Source organism: Rubripirellula lacrimiformis, from assembly GCF_007741535.1.
Classification (GTDB): domain Bacteria; phylum Planctomycetota; class Planctomycetia; order Pirellulales; family Pirellulaceae; genus Rubripirellula; species Rubripirellula lacrimiformis.
In genome coordinates this window covers 3,619,528-3,636,072 of the sequence record NZ_CP036525.1, presented here as the reverse complement: position 1 = coordinate 3,636,072, position 16,545 = coordinate 3,619,528, and the positions used below count along the sequence as shown (strand labels likewise).

Annotated in this window: 11 protein-coding genes; 6 read left to right on the top strand and 5 right to left on the bottom strand. The window is 58.6% G+C overall.

The annotated features are described in order from the left end of the window. Nucleotides 1-484 precede the first annotated feature (484 nt). Complete coding sequence (locus tag K227x_RS12865) at nucleotides 485-1,813, bottom strand: IS1182 family transposase (RefSeq protein WP_145169287.1); 1,329 nt, start codon at nucleotides 1,811-1,813, stop codon at nucleotides 485-487. A gap of 2,114 nt (nucleotides 1,814-3,927) precedes the next feature. Here K227x_RS12865 and tnpA point away from each other — a divergent pair. The 3 genes from tnpA to K227x_RS12850 are packed head-to-tail and all read left to right on the top strand — an operon-like array spanning nucleotide 3,928 to nucleotide 6,402. Next, nucleotides 3,928-4,251, top strand: coding sequence for an IS66 family insertion sequence element accessory protein TnpA (gene tnpA / locus K227x_RS12860; RefSeq protein ID WP_145169785.1), 324 nt, complete (start codon nucleotides 3,928-3,930; stop codon nucleotides 4,249-4,251). Beyond that, nucleotides 4,248-4,601, top strand: coding sequence for an IS66 family insertion sequence element accessory protein TnpB (gene tnpB, locus K227x_RS12855; protein WP_145169783.1), 354 nt, complete (start codon nucleotides 4,248-4,250; stop codon nucleotides 4,599-4,601). The genes tnpA and tnpB overlap by 4 nt, the downstream gene beginning before the upstream one ends. Nucleotides 4,602-4,641: 40 nt before the next feature. Continuing rightward, entirely contained in the window at nucleotides 4,642-6,402 is a 1,761-nt protein-coding gene (locus K227x_RS12850) for an IS66 family transposase (RefSeq protein WP_145169781.1), read from the top strand. 502 nt (nucleotides 6,403-6,904) lie between these two features. On the opposite strand, the gene K227x_RS12845 is transcribed toward K227x_RS12850, so the two are convergent. From K227x_RS12845 to K227x_RS12830, 4 genes are all read right to left on the bottom strand, one after another. Further along, nucleotides 6,905-8,413 carry a sulfatase family protein gene (locus tag K227x_RS12845; protein ID WP_145169979.1) on the bottom strand — a complete coding sequence of 503 codons (1,509 nt, stop codon included), beginning with the start codon at nucleotides 8,411-8,413 and terminating at the stop codon, nucleotides 6,905-6,907. 426 nt (nucleotides 8,414-8,839) lie between these two features. Beyond that, a complete protein-coding gene (locus K227x_RS12840) occupies nucleotides 8,840-10,225 on the bottom strand; it encodes a sulfatase-like hydrolase/transferase (RefSeq protein ID WP_145169977.1) in 1,386 nt (461 codons plus the stop codon). Nucleotides 10,226-10,239: 14 nt separating this feature from the next. Continuing rightward, the gene (metX, locus tag K227x_RS12835) at nucleotides 10,240-12,036 is read right to left on the bottom strand and encodes a homoserine O-acetyltransferase MetX (RefSeq protein WP_145169975.1); all 1,797 of its coding nucleotides are present in this window, start codon (nucleotides 12,034-12,036) and stop codon (nucleotides 10,240-10,242) included. Continuing rightward, the gene (locus K227x_RS12830) at nucleotides 12,033-13,340 is read right to left on the bottom strand and encodes an O-acetylhomoserine aminocarboxypropyltransferase/cysteine synthase family protein (protein ID WP_145169973.1); all 1,308 of its coding nucleotides are present in this window, start codon (nucleotides 13,338-13,340) and stop codon (nucleotides 12,033-12,035) included. The genes metX and K227x_RS12830 overlap by 4 nt, the downstream gene beginning before the upstream one ends. 417 nt (nucleotides 13,341-13,757) lie before the next feature. Between K227x_RS12830 and K227x_RS12825 the strand changes: the two genes are divergently transcribed. From K227x_RS12825 to K227x_RS12815, 3 genes are all read left to right on the top strand, one after another. Then, nucleotides 13,758-14,048, top strand: coding sequence for a hypothetical protein (locus K227x_RS12825; RefSeq protein WP_145169971.1), 291 nt, complete (start codon nucleotides 13,758-13,760; stop codon nucleotides 14,046-14,048). Between the two features lie 335 nt (nucleotides 14,049-14,383). Then, the gene (locus tag K227x_RS12820; protein WP_145169969.1) at nucleotides 14,384-15,079 is read left to right on the top strand and encodes a DNA alkylation repair protein; all 696 of its coding nucleotides are present in this window, start codon (nucleotides 14,384-14,386) and stop codon (nucleotides 15,077-15,079) included. 194 nt (nucleotides 15,080-15,273) lie between these two features. Next, entirely contained in the window at nucleotides 15,274-16,539 is a 1,266-nt protein-coding gene (locus K227x_RS12815) for a hypothetical protein (protein ID WP_246146771.1), read from the top strand. Nucleotides 16,540-16,545 lie beyond the last annotated feature (6 nt).

Here is a 16,545-nt window from a genome sequence, read left to right as displayed (position 1 = left end):
TCGGGCGCGCCGCGCGTTTCAGCCGCACCAGCGCGCTGGGCGTTGCCCAAGCGGTTAAACGAACCAACGCGCACACCCGCCGTCGTTTAACCGCGTGCCCAGCGGACCGCGCGTTTCAGCCGCACCAGCGCGCTGGGCGTTGCCCAAGCGGTTAAACGAACCAGCGCGTACACCCACCATCGTTTAACCGCGTGCCCAGCGGGCCGCGCGTTTCAGCTGCACCGGCGCGCTGGGCGATGCCCAAGCGGTTAAACGAACCAACGCGTACATCCGTCGTCGAGTCGCCGCGTGCCCATCGAGACTGTGAATAATTGGCCGGTTGTGGCTTGACGCCGTGTTTTTGAAGTGGTTTTTCAAAAATTTTGGATTGCCGGTCGTCGTCAAAGTTTCAGGTTGAAGCTTCGGTGGTTCTTTTGTCTTGGTGGATCGCTTTGAAGCTTCGTTGGACGCGATGCGTCCAACGATTGGAGACCGGAGGCCAACCTCAAGGCGTCGCAGTACAGGATTGCCTCATCAGTGTTTGTAAAAATCCTAGGTTGTTCAATCGATTGAAGTTGTTCACCAGCACGTGCCAAAGCGTTTGGGCCATTGCTTTCTTCTGGCCACGAACCCGGAACTGATGAAGACCGCGATTACGACATTCCGCGTTGGGAAATTCAGCTATCGATGGACGTCGTCTCAACATCTCCTGCGCCTCGGGTGTCCCCATCCTCTTTCGATACCTCGCCATCGCGTCGCTATCGCCCGGCTTGCTCGCATGGGGATCCTTGCCGTTAGCGACTTGTCTTTTGATGTCCTTCAGTGGACCGTAAACCTCCGTCCCCGCAGCGTCCATCGCTTCGATATCGCTCGCTTTGGTGAACCCGCCGTCGACCAAGTAGTGTGCCGGCGTCACCCCATAGGTGCGGCAGATCGACTCGTACATCGGAAGCATCTCACCTTGATCGCTGCCCTGATTGTCAACGCTCACGCCGACGACAATTCGAGAGTCGCCGTCGCTGGCGAATTGGACGTTATAGGCGGGGCGAAAACCGCCGTCTCCCATCTTCATCCGCGCCGCTTCGGGGTCCGTTGTGGAGGCTCGTGGGGTCGACTTGCTTTTGCGTGATCGTTTCTCTTTACGACGTCGCTCAAGTTCTTTGAGGTTCTCTTGAGCCGCCTTGATACGCTCGAGTCGTTCGTCGGCAGCACGCTTGCGGGCGGCCTGTTCGGCCCGAGTTGCCGCGGCAGCTTCCTCGTCGGATCGCTCGGCGAGTTCCTTTACATAGTCTTCGGCAACCTCTTGCATCTGTTGGAGCGTCGATTCGGACCGAAACGAACTGCTGCCGGCCGAGGCACGCACCCGCATGCCATCCTGCCCGATGGTATCCAACGTGATCAGTTTTTCGCTCAGCAGCACGGCGATCGAGTCGCTAAGCAACTTCTCGAGATACTCGGCGTTGCCGCTGCGAAAGTCGCTCAGGGTGTGATGATTAACCGTGACATCGCCGCAGATCCACAGGTAGTGGAAGTCGCGGGTGGTCAAATCGCTCAAACGGCGGGCGCTACTGATCCCTTCGAGCGTTGCGTAGAACCACAGGGCGAAGAGGATTCGCGGATCGATCGGGGTGCGACCACGACCATCTACTTTCGATTTAATCTTCTCGTAAAGCGGTCCGAGGTCGAGCGATTCGCAGTACTGCCATACCAAACGAACGCGGTGCTCGCGGGCCACCATCTGGTCAAGCGAATAGAACCGCATCTCAACTTGGCTGCGTTCGGGGCGGTGGGTGCGAGCGGAACCACGCTGCTGAGCATCGGTTGGAATTTTCATGCAAATAATTTAGCCCCATGCAGAAATCCAACAAGCCAAAACTCAATTATTCACAGCCTCAGCGGGCCGCGCGTTGCAACCGCACTAGCGCGCTGGGCATTGCCCAAGCGGTTAAACGAACCGAGCGCGTACACCCGCCGTCGTTTAACCGCGTGCCCAGCGGACCGCGCGTTTCAGCCGCACCAGCGCGCTGGGCGTTGCCCAAGCGGTTAAACGAACCAGCGCGTACACCCGTCATCGTTTAACCGCGTGCCCATCGGGCCGCGCGTTTCAGCCGCACCGGCGCGCTGGGCGTTGCCCAAGCGGTTAAACGAACCAACGCGCACATCCGTCGTCGATTCGCCGCGTGCTCGGGCGCGCCGCGCGTTTCAGCCGCACTAGCGCGCTGGGCGTTGCCCAAGCGGTTAAACGAACCAACGCATACATCCGTCGTCGAGTCGCCGCGTGCTCGGGCGGGCCGCGCGTTTCAGCCGCACTAGCGCGCTGGGCGATGCCCAAGCGGTTAAACGAACCAGCGCGTACATCAGTCGTCGAGTTGTCGCGTGATCGGGCGCGCCGCGCGTTTCAGCCGCACTAGCGCGCTGGGCATTGCCCAAGCGGTTAAACGAACCAGCGCGTACACCCGCCGTCGTTTAACCGCGTGCCCAGCGGGCCGCGCGTTTCAGCCGCACCAGCGCGCTGGGCGTTGCCCAAGCGGGTAAACGAACCAACGCGCACATCCGTCGCCGAGTCGCCGCGTGCTCGGGCGTGCCGCGCGTTTCAACCGCACTAGCGCGCTGGGCGATGCCCAAGCGGTTAAACGAACCAACGCGTACATCCGCCATCGTTTAGCCGCGTGCCCAGCGGGCCGCGCGTTTCAGCCGCACCAGCGCGCTGGGCGTTGCCCAAGCGGTGCGGGCGAACCAGCGCGTACACCCATCATCGTTTAACCGCGTGCCCATCGGGCCGCGCGTTGCAACCGCACCGACGCGCTGGGCGATGCCCAAGCGGTGCGGGCGAACCAACGCGTACATCCGTCGTCGAGTCGCCGCGTGCTCGGGCGCGCCGCGCGTTTCAGCCGCACTAGCGCGCTGGGCGTTGCCCAAGCGGTTAAACGAACCAGCGCGTACACCCGCCGTCGTTTAACCGCGTGCCCAGCGGACCGCGCGTTTCAGCCGCACCAGCGCGCTGGGCGTTGCCCAAGCGGTTAAACGAACCAGCGCGTACACTCACCATCGTTTAACCGCGTGCCCAGCGGGCCGCGCGTTTCAGCTGCACCGGCGCGCTGGGCGATGCCCAAGCGGTTAAACGAACCAACGCGTACATCCGTCGTCGAGTCGCCGCGTGCCCAGCGGGCCGCGCGTTTCAGCCGCACTAGCGCGCTGGGCGTTGCCCAAGCGGTGCGGGCGATCCAACGCGTACATCCGTCGTCGAGCCGCCGCGTGCTCGGGCAGGCCGCGCGTTTCAGCCGCACTAGCGCGCTGGGCGATGCCCAAGCGGTGCGGGCGATCCAACGCGTACATCCGTCGTCGAGCCGCCGCGTGCCCAGCGGGCCGCGCGTTTCAGTCGCACTAGCGCGCTGGGCGTTGCCCAAGCGGATAAACGAACCAGCGCATACATCCGTCGTCGAGTCGCCGCGTGCTCGGGCGCGCCGCGCTTTTCAACCGCACTAGCGCGCTGGGCGTTGCCCAAGCGGTTAAACGAACCAACGCGTACACCCATCATCGTTTAACCGCGTGCCCAGCGGGCCGCGCGTTTCAGCCGCACTAGCGCGCTGGGCGTTGCCCAAGCGGTTAAACGAACCGAGCGCGTACACCCATCATCGTTTAACCGCGTGCCCATCGGGCCGCCCGTTTCAGCTGCACCGGCGCGCTGGGCGTTGCCCAAGCGGTTAAACGAACCAACGCGTACATCCGTCGTCGAGTCGCCGCGAGCCCAGCGGGCCGCGCGTTTCAACCGCACTAGCGCGCTGGGCGTTGCCCAAGCGGTTAAACGAACCAACGCGTACATCCGCCATCGTTTAGCCGCGTGCCCATCGGGCCGCGCGTTTCAGCGTAACCGTACACCAGAACCGTTGTAGGCGCGTGGGTTAGCGTTGGAGCTTTGTGTTCTCTCGTGACTAGGAGCTCGTGCCGATGACTGACCGTTCCCACGCCGCCACTCGCCGATCCTGGATCGATCGGATCGATCGATTTCAGCAGAGCAGCCAAACCGTTGCCCAGTTCTGTGCTGCCGAAGGTTTCTCACCCGCCTCCTTTTATCGGTGGCGTCGCATGCTGCAAGCCGACACCCCGTCATCATCGCCGTCGCTCCCCCGGTTCATCCCTGTCAGTCTGCCCCCAAACCGGCAAGCAGAACTGAGCCCGCCGACAGAAACCGTTACCATGATGTCCGTTGAGCTCCCCGGCGGCGTTCGTATCCGGTTCGAGGCGACGGGCCCCACGTCGGTGCGGTCATGATCGGCCTGCCCACCAGCACTCCCATCTATCTCTGCACCACGCCGGTCGACTTCCGAAAGGGGTTCGACGGACTGACCGGCATCGTCACCGCATCGCTCGGTCACAACGTCACCGGCGGAGCGTTGTTCCTGTTCGTTAATCGCAAGCGGGATCGCATCAAAGCTCTCTGGTGGGAAACCGGCGGGCTGACGCTGTGGTATCGACGACTCGAGCAAGGCACCGTCGAGCTGCCAAAGCCGCAAGGTGACCAATCGCATGTCACGATCGATTCGGTGGAACTGGCCATGTGGATCGCGGGCGTGTCACTGAAATCCGCCAAGACAAGACGTAAGCGAATGAAAGCCGCTTGAGCCAAACCATTTGCATCCATGATGCGTACAATCACACATCATGGATACAAAGCAACTTACCGACGATCAGTTCCCCAGCGATGTGAAAGATCTTCAGAGGTTGGTCGCGAGCTTGCAATCGCAAGTCGAGCAGCAAGCCCACTCGGTTCTCGAGTTGAAGAATCACAACGACAAACTCGAGTCGGAAAACGTTGACCTGCAGCTCCGAGTCGACAAGCTACTTCAGCAACTCTTTGGCCGGCGAAGTGAACGCCGCACCGATGGCGAAGGCCAGCTCTTTCTAGATCTCGGCGACGAAGCCACGCCCGAAGTGGTCAGCGCGCTCGAAGAAGCCGTCCGTGAAGCCGAGCAAGTCATCGAAGATGCCGAAGAAGAACAGAAGAAACGCAAGTCCAAATCTCTCATCAAAAACGACCGCAAGTTCCCCGAACACTTGCCTCGCATCGAGCGGATCATCGACCTACCCGAAGACAGGCGCGAGGGTCTCAAGCTGATCGGCTATGACGAAGTCGAAACGCTCGAGTGGATTCGGCCCGAGCTTCGCGTGCGGGTCAATAAATACGCCAAGTACGTTCACCCAGCCAATCAGAACCAAGGCATCACCAGTCCCGAGCGTCCGACCGGACTCGTCCAAGGTGACCGCTTTGACACCTCGGTCGGCGTGGAAGTGGTGGCCTGGAAATACTTTTATCACTTGCCGTTTTACCGCCAGCAGGACTTGTTCGCCGGCAGCGGTTGGACGCCCAGTCGCAGCACGCTGGCGAATATCGAAACGGCCGTGGAGTTCACGCTGCGTCCGTTGGCTGAGCACCTGCGATCGCTTCTTAAAACAGACACCTGCGTTGGCTGTGACGATACCGGCGTCGTGCTGATCACGCCAAGAACGATGCCGGACTTGTCGAACCATCCTCGCGGTGAGCGGATCAGCGAGGTCTTCGCCAAGGCGATCGATTCGGGAAAGCCGAGTATCAGAGCGAACTTCTGGGGCTACTACGCTTCACGCCTTCCAGTGGTGGCGTTCGACTTCACTGTCAGTCGCCACCGCGACGGTCCGGACGACGTACTGGGGGATTATGAAGGAACACTTATCGGAGACTGCTGGTCGGGCTTTCAAAAGATCGGTGTGCGCAGCGATTCGCGAATCACGTTGGCGGCGTGCTGGGCGCATGCGCGCCGCAAGGTCGACGAGTGCCGCAGCGCATTCCCGATCCAAGTCGCCAAGCTGGAATCACTGATCCGCATGCTCTACGACATCGAAGATCAAATCAAAGAGTTGGGTGACGCGGAGCGACTTGCCAGACGCCGAAGCTTGTCGAGTCATGTGCTTGGGCAGATCGACGAGTACTTGGCCAGCGATCAGATGAGTTCGCCGAAGGTGCTTCCCAAAAGCAATCTCGGGCAAGCGGCCGCGTACATCTGTCGTCACCGGGAGGCGCTGGGTCGCTTCATCGACGACGCTGGGATCCCGATCGACAACAACGACTGCGAGCAGTTAATGAAACGTGTCGCGACGGGGCGAAAGAACTGGCTGTTCAAAGGCTCGTTGTCGGCAGGTGAACGAGCCGCCAACCTGATGACAATCATCGGAACAGCGATTCGAAACGACCTGGACGTTCACGCGTACCTGGAAGACGTCCTGCGTCGAGCACTTGTCGGCGAAACCAACTGGGCCGCGATGTCTCCCCACACATGGCGAGAATCGCACCCGGAATCCATCCGCGAGTATCGCCAAGACGAACGCCGACAAGCCGCCGATCGCAAACGAATCCGCCGCGCTCGCCGTCGACGAATCAAAAAGTAACCGTCAACCCGCAACGCTTAATGGCACTGGTGGACGGTTACGTTTCAGCTGCACTGGCGCGCTGGGCGTTGCCCAAGCGGTGCGGGCGAACCAACGCGTACACCCGCCGTCGTTTAACCGCGTGCCCAGCGGACCGCGCGTTTCAGCCGCACCAGCGCGCTGGGCGTTGCCCAAGCGGTTAAACGAACCAGCGCGTACACCCACCATCGTTTAACCGCGTGCCCAGCGGGCCGCGCGTTTGAACCGCACTAGCGCGCTGGGCGTTGCCCAAGCGGTTAAACGAACCAACGCATACATCCGTCGTCGAGTCGCCGCGTGCCCAGCGGGCCGCGCGTTTCAGCCGCACCAGCGCGCTGGGCGTTGCCCAAGCGGTGCGGGCGATCCAACGCGCACATCCCGCCGTCGAGTCGCCGCGTGCTCGGGCGCGCCGCGCGTTGCCCGGGCGGCCCGGCGATCCGGACGCAACGCATTTTGCGATGGGATGGCTCGATGCAGATCGACCTTACTTTGCGATTGCCACCGGCTGACGTCGCCAAACTGGACGAGCGTTGGCGGTGACCTCGTCGTCGACCTGCTTCATGCGAGCACTCAGTTTGGCGACGATTTCAGGATGGGATTCGAACAGATTCTCTTGCTCGCCAATGTCGTTGGCAAGATTGAACAGGAACTGCTGCGATTGCGGTTTCCAATTCTTGCCCGCGTTCTTAGGCTTGCCCCGTTGCTTGTTTAGGTATTTCCAGTCGCCCACACGAATCCCTTCCAACAGCCCGCGTGAACTGTAGAAAACCATCTCGTTTCGCGGCGAAGACTTCTCATCGAACGTTCCTGAAATGTCAAAACCGTCGATGACCAAATCGCTGGGCAGCGGCTGGCCAGACAGTTTGGCAATCGTAGGCAACAGATCCATCGTCGTGGTGAATTCGTCACAGGATGTGCCTGCTGGCACGCGTCCAGGCGCCCACATCACACACGGCACGCGTTGGCCACCTTCGAACGTAGTGCCCTTCCCATCACGCAGTGGATCGGCGCTGCCACCATGGTTTTTGAACTGCAGCCATGGGCCATTGTCGCTGGTGTAAATGATGTACGTATTTTGATCCAAGCCAAGTTCCCGAACAGTGTCTAGTAATCGTCCCACCTCGGCGTCGATATGCTCGATCACACAGGTGTACGCGTTAGCCGGATCGGGATCGTAGACGTCATCGGGCACGTACAACGGGATATGCGGCATCGAATGCGGCAGATACAAAAAGAACGGGTCGTCACGATTCGACTTCACAAACTCAATCGCGCGGTCGGTGTACCGGCGCGTGACCGTACGTTGGTCAACAGGCAACTCGACAATCTCTTCATCTTGAAACAGCGGTGTTTTCCACAACGTGACACTGGTCGCTTGGTCAGCCCACAACTGATTCGATGGCACGCGTGGTTTGCCTTGGTTGCCCGGATGGTTCATGTCATTGGAATAGGGGATTCCAAAATACGAATCGAATCCGTTGGATGTCGGCAAGGTTTCGGGGTGGTGCCCGAGGTGCCACTTTCCGACACATGCGGTCGCGTAGCCCTGGGCCTTCAAGTGATCCGCAATCGTGTATTCCGCTGGATTCAACCCATAATCGCTTTGCGGAAACAACACGTGCCGGTGCATGCCAACACGCTTGGGATAGCACCCGGTCAACAGCGCCGTTCGCGATGGCGAACAAACCGAACACGCCGAATAGAAACTGGTGTATTTGCGTCCTTCGCGAGCCATACGGTCAATGTTGGGCGTCTTGATCTTCTTGGATCCGAAACATCCCAGATCGTTGTACCCCTGATCGTCGGTAAAGATCACGATAAAGTTGGGCTTGGCAGCATCGACAGATTCGGCGGCCGATAAACGCGATGGCAACAACGCGATCGTTTGCACACAACAGAAAGCGATGAACAGCCATCTGCAACGACCAATCACAGAACCTCCGGCCGAAAAAGGACCGAACCGACTCGGGCGCGAAGATCGACGTAGCAACATGGAAAGGGCCTCTGGACTGATTTGCAAACACAGCGTCGGTAAACGGCAACCTGATCTGCCGACCAACGAGAACGCGTTAGTGTCATCGGCACCGAATGCGAAGTCAACTAAATCGGCGATTCCAAACGCAAACCGCAGCCAGCAAATCCGTCGACGATTGATCCCGAATTACCGAAGGCGGTTGCCGGGTCTCTCTGCCGATGCTGTGACATTCGCTTCACGGCGATTCGTGATTGGCGAGCAGATGGCGGTGGGGGATCGTGCGCGGGGGTTGGACGCAACCGACGCGTGGTTTCATCGCGTGGTTTCATCGCGTGGTTTCAACGCGTGGTTTCGTCGCGTGGTTTCGTCGCGTGGTTTCGTCGCGTGGTTTCGTCGCGTGGTTTCGTCGGGCGAAAGTTTTGGCAACTTTCGCTACGGTGAAAGCTAGCGTCCACCTTCGATGATTCGAATGTGGTTCTTGCTGTGCTCTTTGAACCATCGCGTACCCTCGCTCCACAGCGGCTGAGCCATATCCTGTTTCCAACGGTTCATGTCCGCCACCATAGCTTCGGTACGTTCAGGCATCCTCGCCGCCAAGTTCGATGTTTCGCTGACGTCATCGGCGACGTTGTATAGCGCATAGCCGTAGTCCTGGACGTAGATCAATTTCCAGGGCCCGTCTCGCATCGCACTGAACCACAGTTTGTGCCAATACAATTTCCGGTGTGGCACACCATCATCCCGACCGGACAAAAACGGCAACAGGTTCACGCCATCGACCGGACGATTTCCATCGGACATCACCTTCGGATCACCGCCGGCGGCTGCGAAAGAAGTTGGCAAGATGTCCATTGAACTGACCATCCGATCCTCCGTTCGACCAGCTTGAAAACGCCCGGACCAGTGCATCAGAAACGGAACCCGGATCCCACCTTCGAACTTGATCCCCTTGTGTCCCGCCAAGGGAACGTTGCTGGATGCATTGTTGGTTGCGCCGCCATTGTCGCTAAGGAACCATACGATCGTATTGTCCAACTGGTCGATCTGCTGAAGATGGTCCATCACTTTTCCGATCGCGCGGTCCATGGCCCATACCATCGCGGCGTAAGTTCGCCGACGTTTGTCCGCGATGTGCTGGAAACGCTGTAGGTCTTCTTCGGTCGCCTGCAACGGCCCGTGCGGCGCGGTGAAGGACAGGTAGACAAAAAACGGGTCTGACGATGGCAGGTCGATGAAGTCGATCGCTTGTTGCCCCAGCACATCGGTCAGGTAGCCAGCAAACTTCACCGGTTTGCCATCGCGTTCGATCGCGCGATGGTTGCCCGGCTTGTCGTAGCGAACTTGGTCGTAAAGGTATCCACGCCCTCCTTCACGCAAACCATAAAACGTGTCGAATCCTCGCCGCGTTGGGTACTGGTCATCGGTGGCTCCCAAATGCCACTTTCCGATCGCGGCAGTTCGATATCCCAGCGACTTCATCCGGTCGGCCATCGTCGCTTCGCTTCTATCCATCCCCTGAGGATGCGGCGGCGAATTCGCTTCGTGCCCAAACCGCTGTTGATATCGGCCCGTCAACAAACCGGCTCGTGACGGACTGCACACCGACGCAGTCACATGGGCATCGGTGAACCGAATGCTCTTGCCCGCCATCCGGTCCAAGTGGGGTGATTGGATATCCGGCGAGCCCTGAAAACCAAGATCTTGGTATCCCAGATCATCGGCTAAAATCAGCAGTACATTCGGTTGATCCGCCGCGTGGCAATCCCGCAGCGGCAGCACTGCCAACAGAATCAAGCCAACAAGAGACGCAGAAAACGAAACTCGATTCATGACAGTGCTCTGCTTTAGGGATTGGTTGGCGATCCAGGTTGCGAGATCACCAAGATCGCGGTGTCCGCATTCAGATTCGGATCATCCTCGGGCGATATTTCGGCCGATGTTTCCGAGTCAAAATAGACTTCCTGCTGGACCTCGATCTGCTTTTCTCGACAGAGATCCAAGACGTCCGCGATGCTCGGGAACCGCCGGTTGGGCGTGTCATACCAGCGATAGTTGAATTCCCCTGGTGCGCGAGGCGAACGGCCACGAACCACATAGTCTTCGCGCAGCTTGCGATAGGCAAAGTTAGGAAAACTAACAATCACTCGCTTGCCAACCCGCAGCATCTCGTCGAACAATTCAGCGACATTGGAAACCGCCTGCAGGGTGGCGCTCAGGACGACAAAATCAAACTGTGCATCGATGAACGCAGGCAAACCGGTGTTCAAGTCGTAGTCGATGACATTCAATCCGCGACCGGCCGCTTTCAAAATATTGGCTTGTGCCACTTCCACGCCGACCAGATCATCATGGCCGCGGCCCCGCAGGGCCGCCAATAGATTGCCGTCACCGCACCCTAGATCCAACACGGACGCTCCGCTGGGGATCAGCGACAGGATCAATTCTTCGACCGGCGAAAGATCCGACTGGCGAGTTTCGATCTTGCCCAAGCGAGCTTCCACGATCCCGGCGTACTGTTCAATGTCACGATCCACCAGGAACGAATCGTGCCCAGCCGTTGACGTGATCTCGGCGTAGGTCACCCGTTTGTTTAGAGCCGTCAGTGCGGCCACGATGTCGCGCGACTGGCGAGGCGTGAACAACCAATCGCTACTGAAACTGACCAACAGGAAATCACAATCTGAATCGTTGAACGTTTCCATCAACTGTAGTCGAGTGGCACCCAGATCAAAAAGATCCATCGCCATCGACAACGTCACGTAGCTATTGGCATCGAACCGAGTTGTAAATTTTTCGCCCTGGTGCGCCAGATACGAACCGACACTGAACCGCTGTTCGAAACTGGATGCGATTTGCCGCGGGTCGTGACGATCGGGATCAAACTTGTCCTCCATCGCTTCGCTGGACAGATACGTGATGTGCCCCAGCATGCGTGCGATCGCCAATCCGGTGTCAGGTCGATGGTTCTGATCGTAGTACTGTCCGCCGGCAAAGTACGGATCGGTTTGAATCGCATTGCGTGCGATCACATCAAACCCCAACGCCTGGCTGGTCAATCGAGGGGACGACGCGATGATGACACATGTCTGCGCTGATTTGGGATAGCGTGTGACCCAAGTCATCGCTTGGTGACCGCCCAATGATCCCCCCACCACGGCATGCCAACGCTTGATCCCTAAATGGCCGGCCAACATGTGTTGGACGTCGACCATGTCGGCGATGGTGATCCGTGGAAAATCGGCGCCGTAGGGTCGCGGCGGATCCGACGCAGGGTCGATGTCGCTGGGACCGGTCGTTCCGCGGCACCCCCCCAACACGTTGGGGCAAACCACAAACAATCGATCGGTATCGATTGCCTTGCCGGGACCGATCAACTTTTCCCACCATCCGGGATCGTCGCTTTCGTCATGGCGTGCGGCATGTGAATCACCGGAGATTGCATGACAGACCAGCACCGCATTGGAGGCGTCCTGGTTCAGTCGCCCCCAAGTTTCAAAAGCGCAGCTGACTCGCGAAAGTTCACCACCGAGCGACAACGAAATCGGCCCTTCGAAATCGACCGATTGGACATGCCTTAGCGGTGATGCCGATCGGATATCGTCGGTGCTGGTGGTATCAGCAGACCGCGTACTCTCAGTCATGCCGTGGCAGCGGCCAAGGCCTGCGTCAAGTCATCGATGATATCTTCGACATCTTCGATTCCTACGGACACGCGGACGTACTCGGGCAACACGCCTGCCTTGGCCTGTTCTTCGGCAGAGAGTTGTTGGTGAGTCGTGCTGGCTGGGTGGATGACCAGAGTCTTGGCATCCCCGATGTTCGCCAAGTGCGAGCACAACTTGCAGGCGTTGATGAACTTCTTGCCAGCTTCCATGCCGCCCTTGATGCCAAAGCCCATGATGGCGCCTTGACCGTTGGGCAGATACTTTTGGCCGCTGTTGTAGTCCTTGTGCGATTTCAGTCCGGGATAGTTGACCCATTCGACCGCTTCGTGGCCTTCCAAGAACTTGGCAACCGCCAAAGCGTTTTCGCAGTGGCGGGGCATGCGAAGGTGCAAGGTTTCGACACCCAACAGCGTCAAGAACGCCGCAAACGGGCTCATCGCCGCGCCGGTATCACGCAGCCAGTGCGTACGAATGTGCAACAGATAGGCAATGTTGCCCATCGGACGCAGGTGTTCTTCGAAAACCGCACCGTGGTAGGAAGGCGACGGTGCACAAAATTCGGGCCACTTCTCGGGCTGATCGGCCCACTTGAAATTGCCGCTGTCGACGATGGCACCACCGATGTGAACCCCGTGACCACCCAAGAACTTGGTCGTGCTGTAGATCACGATGTCCACGCCGTGTTCGAACGGCTTTAGCAACATCGACGTCATGGTCGTATTGTCGCACAGCAACGGCAGAGGTCCGTGCGGGGCCGAGTGAGCGGCGTCCGCGATCGCTTTGAAATCAGGTACGTCGTTCTTAGGATTGCCAATGCTTTCCATGTAGACCAGACGCGTGTTCTCGTCGATCAAATCATGGATTTGTTCGGGATGATCGGGATCAAAGAATCGAACTTCGATTCCCATTTGCTTCATGGTCTGGGTGAACAGAGTCCAAGTGCCGCCATACAGCGATGTGCTGCTGACAATGTTTTGGCCGCTGTGGGCTAGCGTCAACACGGCCGCCGTGATGGCTGCTTGGCCCGACGCGAAACACAGACCGGTGACTCCACCTTCCATTGCCGCCAATCGTTTTTCCAACACGTCCACGGTTGGATTCATCAGCCGGCTGTAGATATTGCCGAATTCCGACAAGCCAAAGAGGGCAGCCGCATGATCGGTATCGTTGAACGTAAAGCTGGTCGTCGCGTAGATCGGAACGGCCCGGCTGTTGGTCGCCGAGTCAGGCTCTTGGCCGGCGTGCAGTGCGAGAGTACCGGGACGATGCGAATCGGTCATGGAATCGTTTCCTGGAAAACGGTCTTGGGCGGTGATACGGGCCGAAATCATAAAGCAAAATCGTCTGGCAAGCGATGACGCTAGATTCCCCGCCCAGGAACCGTTGAACCGCCGCCGCGATCCCCCCCAAATCGGGTTCCTTTCTCAGCATCATCCAACTGCACGATCCAATCCCGACATTCGACCGATCGTTCTTCGCCGCCCCCCCCATCCACCGAAACTGCGGTCCGGGTGGATCTCTGGTCGGGAACGGTGCCGGTCGGGAAGACGGCTGATGCGGGATGGCGAAGTCGGTCGCCCCCCATCGGTTGATTCATGCCGCCCGCGAGACGACAATGCACGCAAACCATCGATGGTCGGCAATCCCACTCTTCAGCGATCATTGCCCAAATTATCCACCAACCAGCCAGTTTCTCCATGACGGACCCAACCCCCAAACCAGACTCACCCGCGGAAAAGCCAGCCGCACCGCCCCCGCCATCCGCCGAAGAGCTGCGTCTGGCGCTCAAAGCGTTCCGCAAACGGCTGAAGCTGACGCAACTGGACGATGAATCGCGTTTGGGCCACGGTCCGATGTCGTCCGGACAGCGTTCGGGCGTGTTCGCCATCCGGCCACCAGACCAATTTCCCAGAGCCGTGTGGCGAGAACTTGCCAACACCGGAAAACTGCGACACACCGGCGACGGTCTATACGCCTTGGTCGACTAAGCACGATCCCCGCCGCAATTGTCTGCGATCGAAAGTTCGGGATGGCCAAATCCAGAGCCGACTCGACGTTAAAAGCGAATGGATCGACCTTCGATGCAGAACGTCAATTCGATTTTCTGTTGCTCATGCGCCTTCGCTGAATCGCTCTTTCAATCGAGAGTGTCGGCTCGCCGACAGTTGATTGTGTCGAACGTTCAACGGCAATGCCCGACCGCTGACGCGTCGCGGATCACGAAATCAGTCGGTCGCGAACATTGATTCCTGGCGAATCCCACGGCGGCGGGCGGGGCGACGTTTATGGGTGCGAGGTGTGATGGCTCAAGGGACGGGTGAGTATGAACAAGAACGAAGTTTTGCGGTGGCTGAAAGAGAACCGGGATGAGCGAGGAATCGCGCACTGGAATCAGAAGCCTCGCGGTCTGAAAAGTTTTGGCATCGGGCTGACCAAACTACGGGCCTTCGCCAAACAGATCGGCAAGGATCACAAACTTGCCGCTGACCTCTGGGATTCGGATCATTACGACGCTCGCATCCTGGGCATGCTCGTTGACGATCCTAAGTTGATGACTCGCCAGCAGGCCCAATCGCAGGTTACCCAGTTGGGCGACGGGATGATGTCGCACGTCTTCGCTTCCTGTGGTGCCCCGTTGGCGAAGACTCCATTCGCGTTGGAACTCGCTGCCGAGTGGATGGACGACGACGATGCAGCCAAGCGGCGATGCGGATACTCGCTGCTCTACGAATTGTCGAAGAAAAATCCCAAGGGAATGGACGACGCGTTTCTGGCCGATCGCATCCAGCGCATCCGCCAAACCATCCAAGCCGAAGATATGTGGGTACGCGAAGCGATGGCCAGCGCGTTGATGGGAATCGGCAAGCGAACCCCAGCGCTGAACAAAAAAGCGATTGCCGCCGCCAAGGCGATCGGGCCCATCGACGTGGATTATGGGGACGACAATCAATGCCAAGCATTGGATGTCCTTAAACACCTGACCAGCGACCACCTGAAGCGAAAGTTTGCGAAGCCTTGATCGCTGGCTTCTGCCGATCCGATTCTATCATCCGATCACGATGCTGCCGGAAACGGTAGACTTAACCGCCCTACCATTTCGATCCTGGGCCGCGTCCTTGGGATGTCGCCCCGCCATTGGCCGATCGAAACCACGACAGTCCGATGCAACTGACTGCCCCTGCCCTCCCGTCCGAATAACGCGTGCGACGACCTATGAATTTCAAAATCTGGATCACCGCCATTCTATTGATCGCGGCTCCACTTTCTGCTGGGGCTGAAGGCCCATCGCCCTCAATTCAAACGCAGATCCAGCAAGCATGGGATGTTGCCTGGAGTCGGTTCTACCACCCCGATTCGCAAACTTTCATGGACTACCTGAGCAGCTACGAAGCGGGAAAAGAACTGGCACACCTGCCCAGTGCGGAAGAGGTCGGCCGCCAGTATCCCAATCCCTGCGGATACGGTTCGGGAATGGAAGACGGCATGATCCTAGGTGGTGCCATGCTGAGCGCGATCTGCGATCAGTATGCCGTTACCGGTGACGAAAGCCTTCGCGAACAAGCAAACCAAGTATTCAGTGGCATGCATCGCAGTGCAACGGTGCATGGCGTCCCCGGCTTTATCGCTCGCAACGTTTGCCCCGAAGACAAAACAAGCGTCTACATCAACTCGTCGCGCGACCAAGTCACCCACTTCGTTCATGGTCTGTGGAAATTCCACCACAGCCCTCTTGCCGACGACGCGACCAAGCAGCAGATCGGATCACTGCTGGCAGACGTTGCCAACCGAATGATCGACTTTGCAACCCCTGAAAACAACTATGACTTCTGCCGAGCCGACGGAACGCGATGCCCACTGGGGATCTGCCGGATGTGGAATGTGCAGGCACACGAAGCGGCCCGTTTGCCGATGATCTATGCCGCTGCTTGGGACACCACAGGACAGGAACGTTACCGAAAGCTTTGGCGACAATACATCACCCCGGCCGTGGAACAATCCGCGACCCCCAGCAAGAACTCGCCCGCCTACGCGCTGTTGCAAATGCAAGCTTCGTTGGAATTGCTTCGCGTGCTTGAAACCGATGAAAGTTTGCAGATCCAAATTTCCAAAATCATGGACCACGTCGCTTCGCTAGCCAGCAATCAACAAAAGCACACGATGACGGCGATTGCGAACAAGGGACCACAGGAAATGCAGATGCTTGGCCCCGATTGGCGACATGTCGAAAAATGGCTCAACCAAACCGGCTATCCCAATCCCCAGTGGGGACCGTATCGCCAGGTCTGGCACCTGACTCGCGAAGCGGGAGAAACCGCCGTGATCCAATGGATGGTCGAGGCACCTGAAAACCAAACCGAATCGGTGGAACTTATCCGCCAATTGATAACACAGACGGACTATCAACATTGCTCTAGCTGCGGAGTCGTCTTCCACATCGCAGCCTACTGGAAAGCACGCCGCAACAACCTCCTGAACTAGAAGGCA

Coding starts and splice junctions, on each gene's coding strand:
- K227x_RS12865 (WP_145169287.1), bottom strand. CDS start 1,813: ATGAAAATTCCAACCGATGCTCAGCAGCGTGGTTCCGCTCGCACCCAC.
- tnpA (WP_145169785.1), top strand. CDS start 3,928: ATGACTGACCGTTCCCACGCCGCCACTCGCCGATCCTGGATCGATCGG.
- tnpB (WP_145169783.1), top strand. CDS start 4,248: ATGATCGGCCTGCCCACCAGCACTCCCATCTATCTCTGCACCACGCCG.
- K227x_RS12850 (WP_145169781.1), top strand. CDS start 4,642: ATGGATACAAAGCAACTTACCGACGATCAGTTCCCCAGCGATGTGAAA.
- K227x_RS12845 (WP_145169979.1), bottom strand. CDS start 8,413: ATGTTGCTACGTCGATCTTCGCGCCCGAGTCGGTTCGGTCCTTTTTCG.
- K227x_RS12840 (WP_145169977.1), bottom strand. CDS start 10,225: ATGAATCGAGTTTCGTTTTCTGCGTCTCTTGTTGGCTTGATTCTGTTG.
- metX (WP_145169975.1), bottom strand. CDS start 12,036: ATGACTGAGAGTACGCGGTCTGCTGATACCACCAGCACCGACGATATC.
- K227x_RS12830 (WP_145169973.1), bottom strand. CDS start 13,340: ATGACCGATTCGCATCGTCCCGGTACTCTCGCACTGCACGCCGGCCAA.
- K227x_RS12825 (WP_145169971.1), top strand. CDS start 13,758: ATGACGGACCCAACCCCCAAACCAGACTCACCCGCGGAAAAGCCAGCC.
- K227x_RS12820 (WP_145169969.1), top strand. CDS start 14,384: ATGAACAAGAACGAAGTTTTGCGGTGGCTGAAAGAGAACCGGGATGAG.
- K227x_RS12815 (WP_246146771.1), top strand. CDS start 15,274: ATGAATTTCAAAATCTGGATCACCGCCATTCTATTGATCGCGGCTCCA.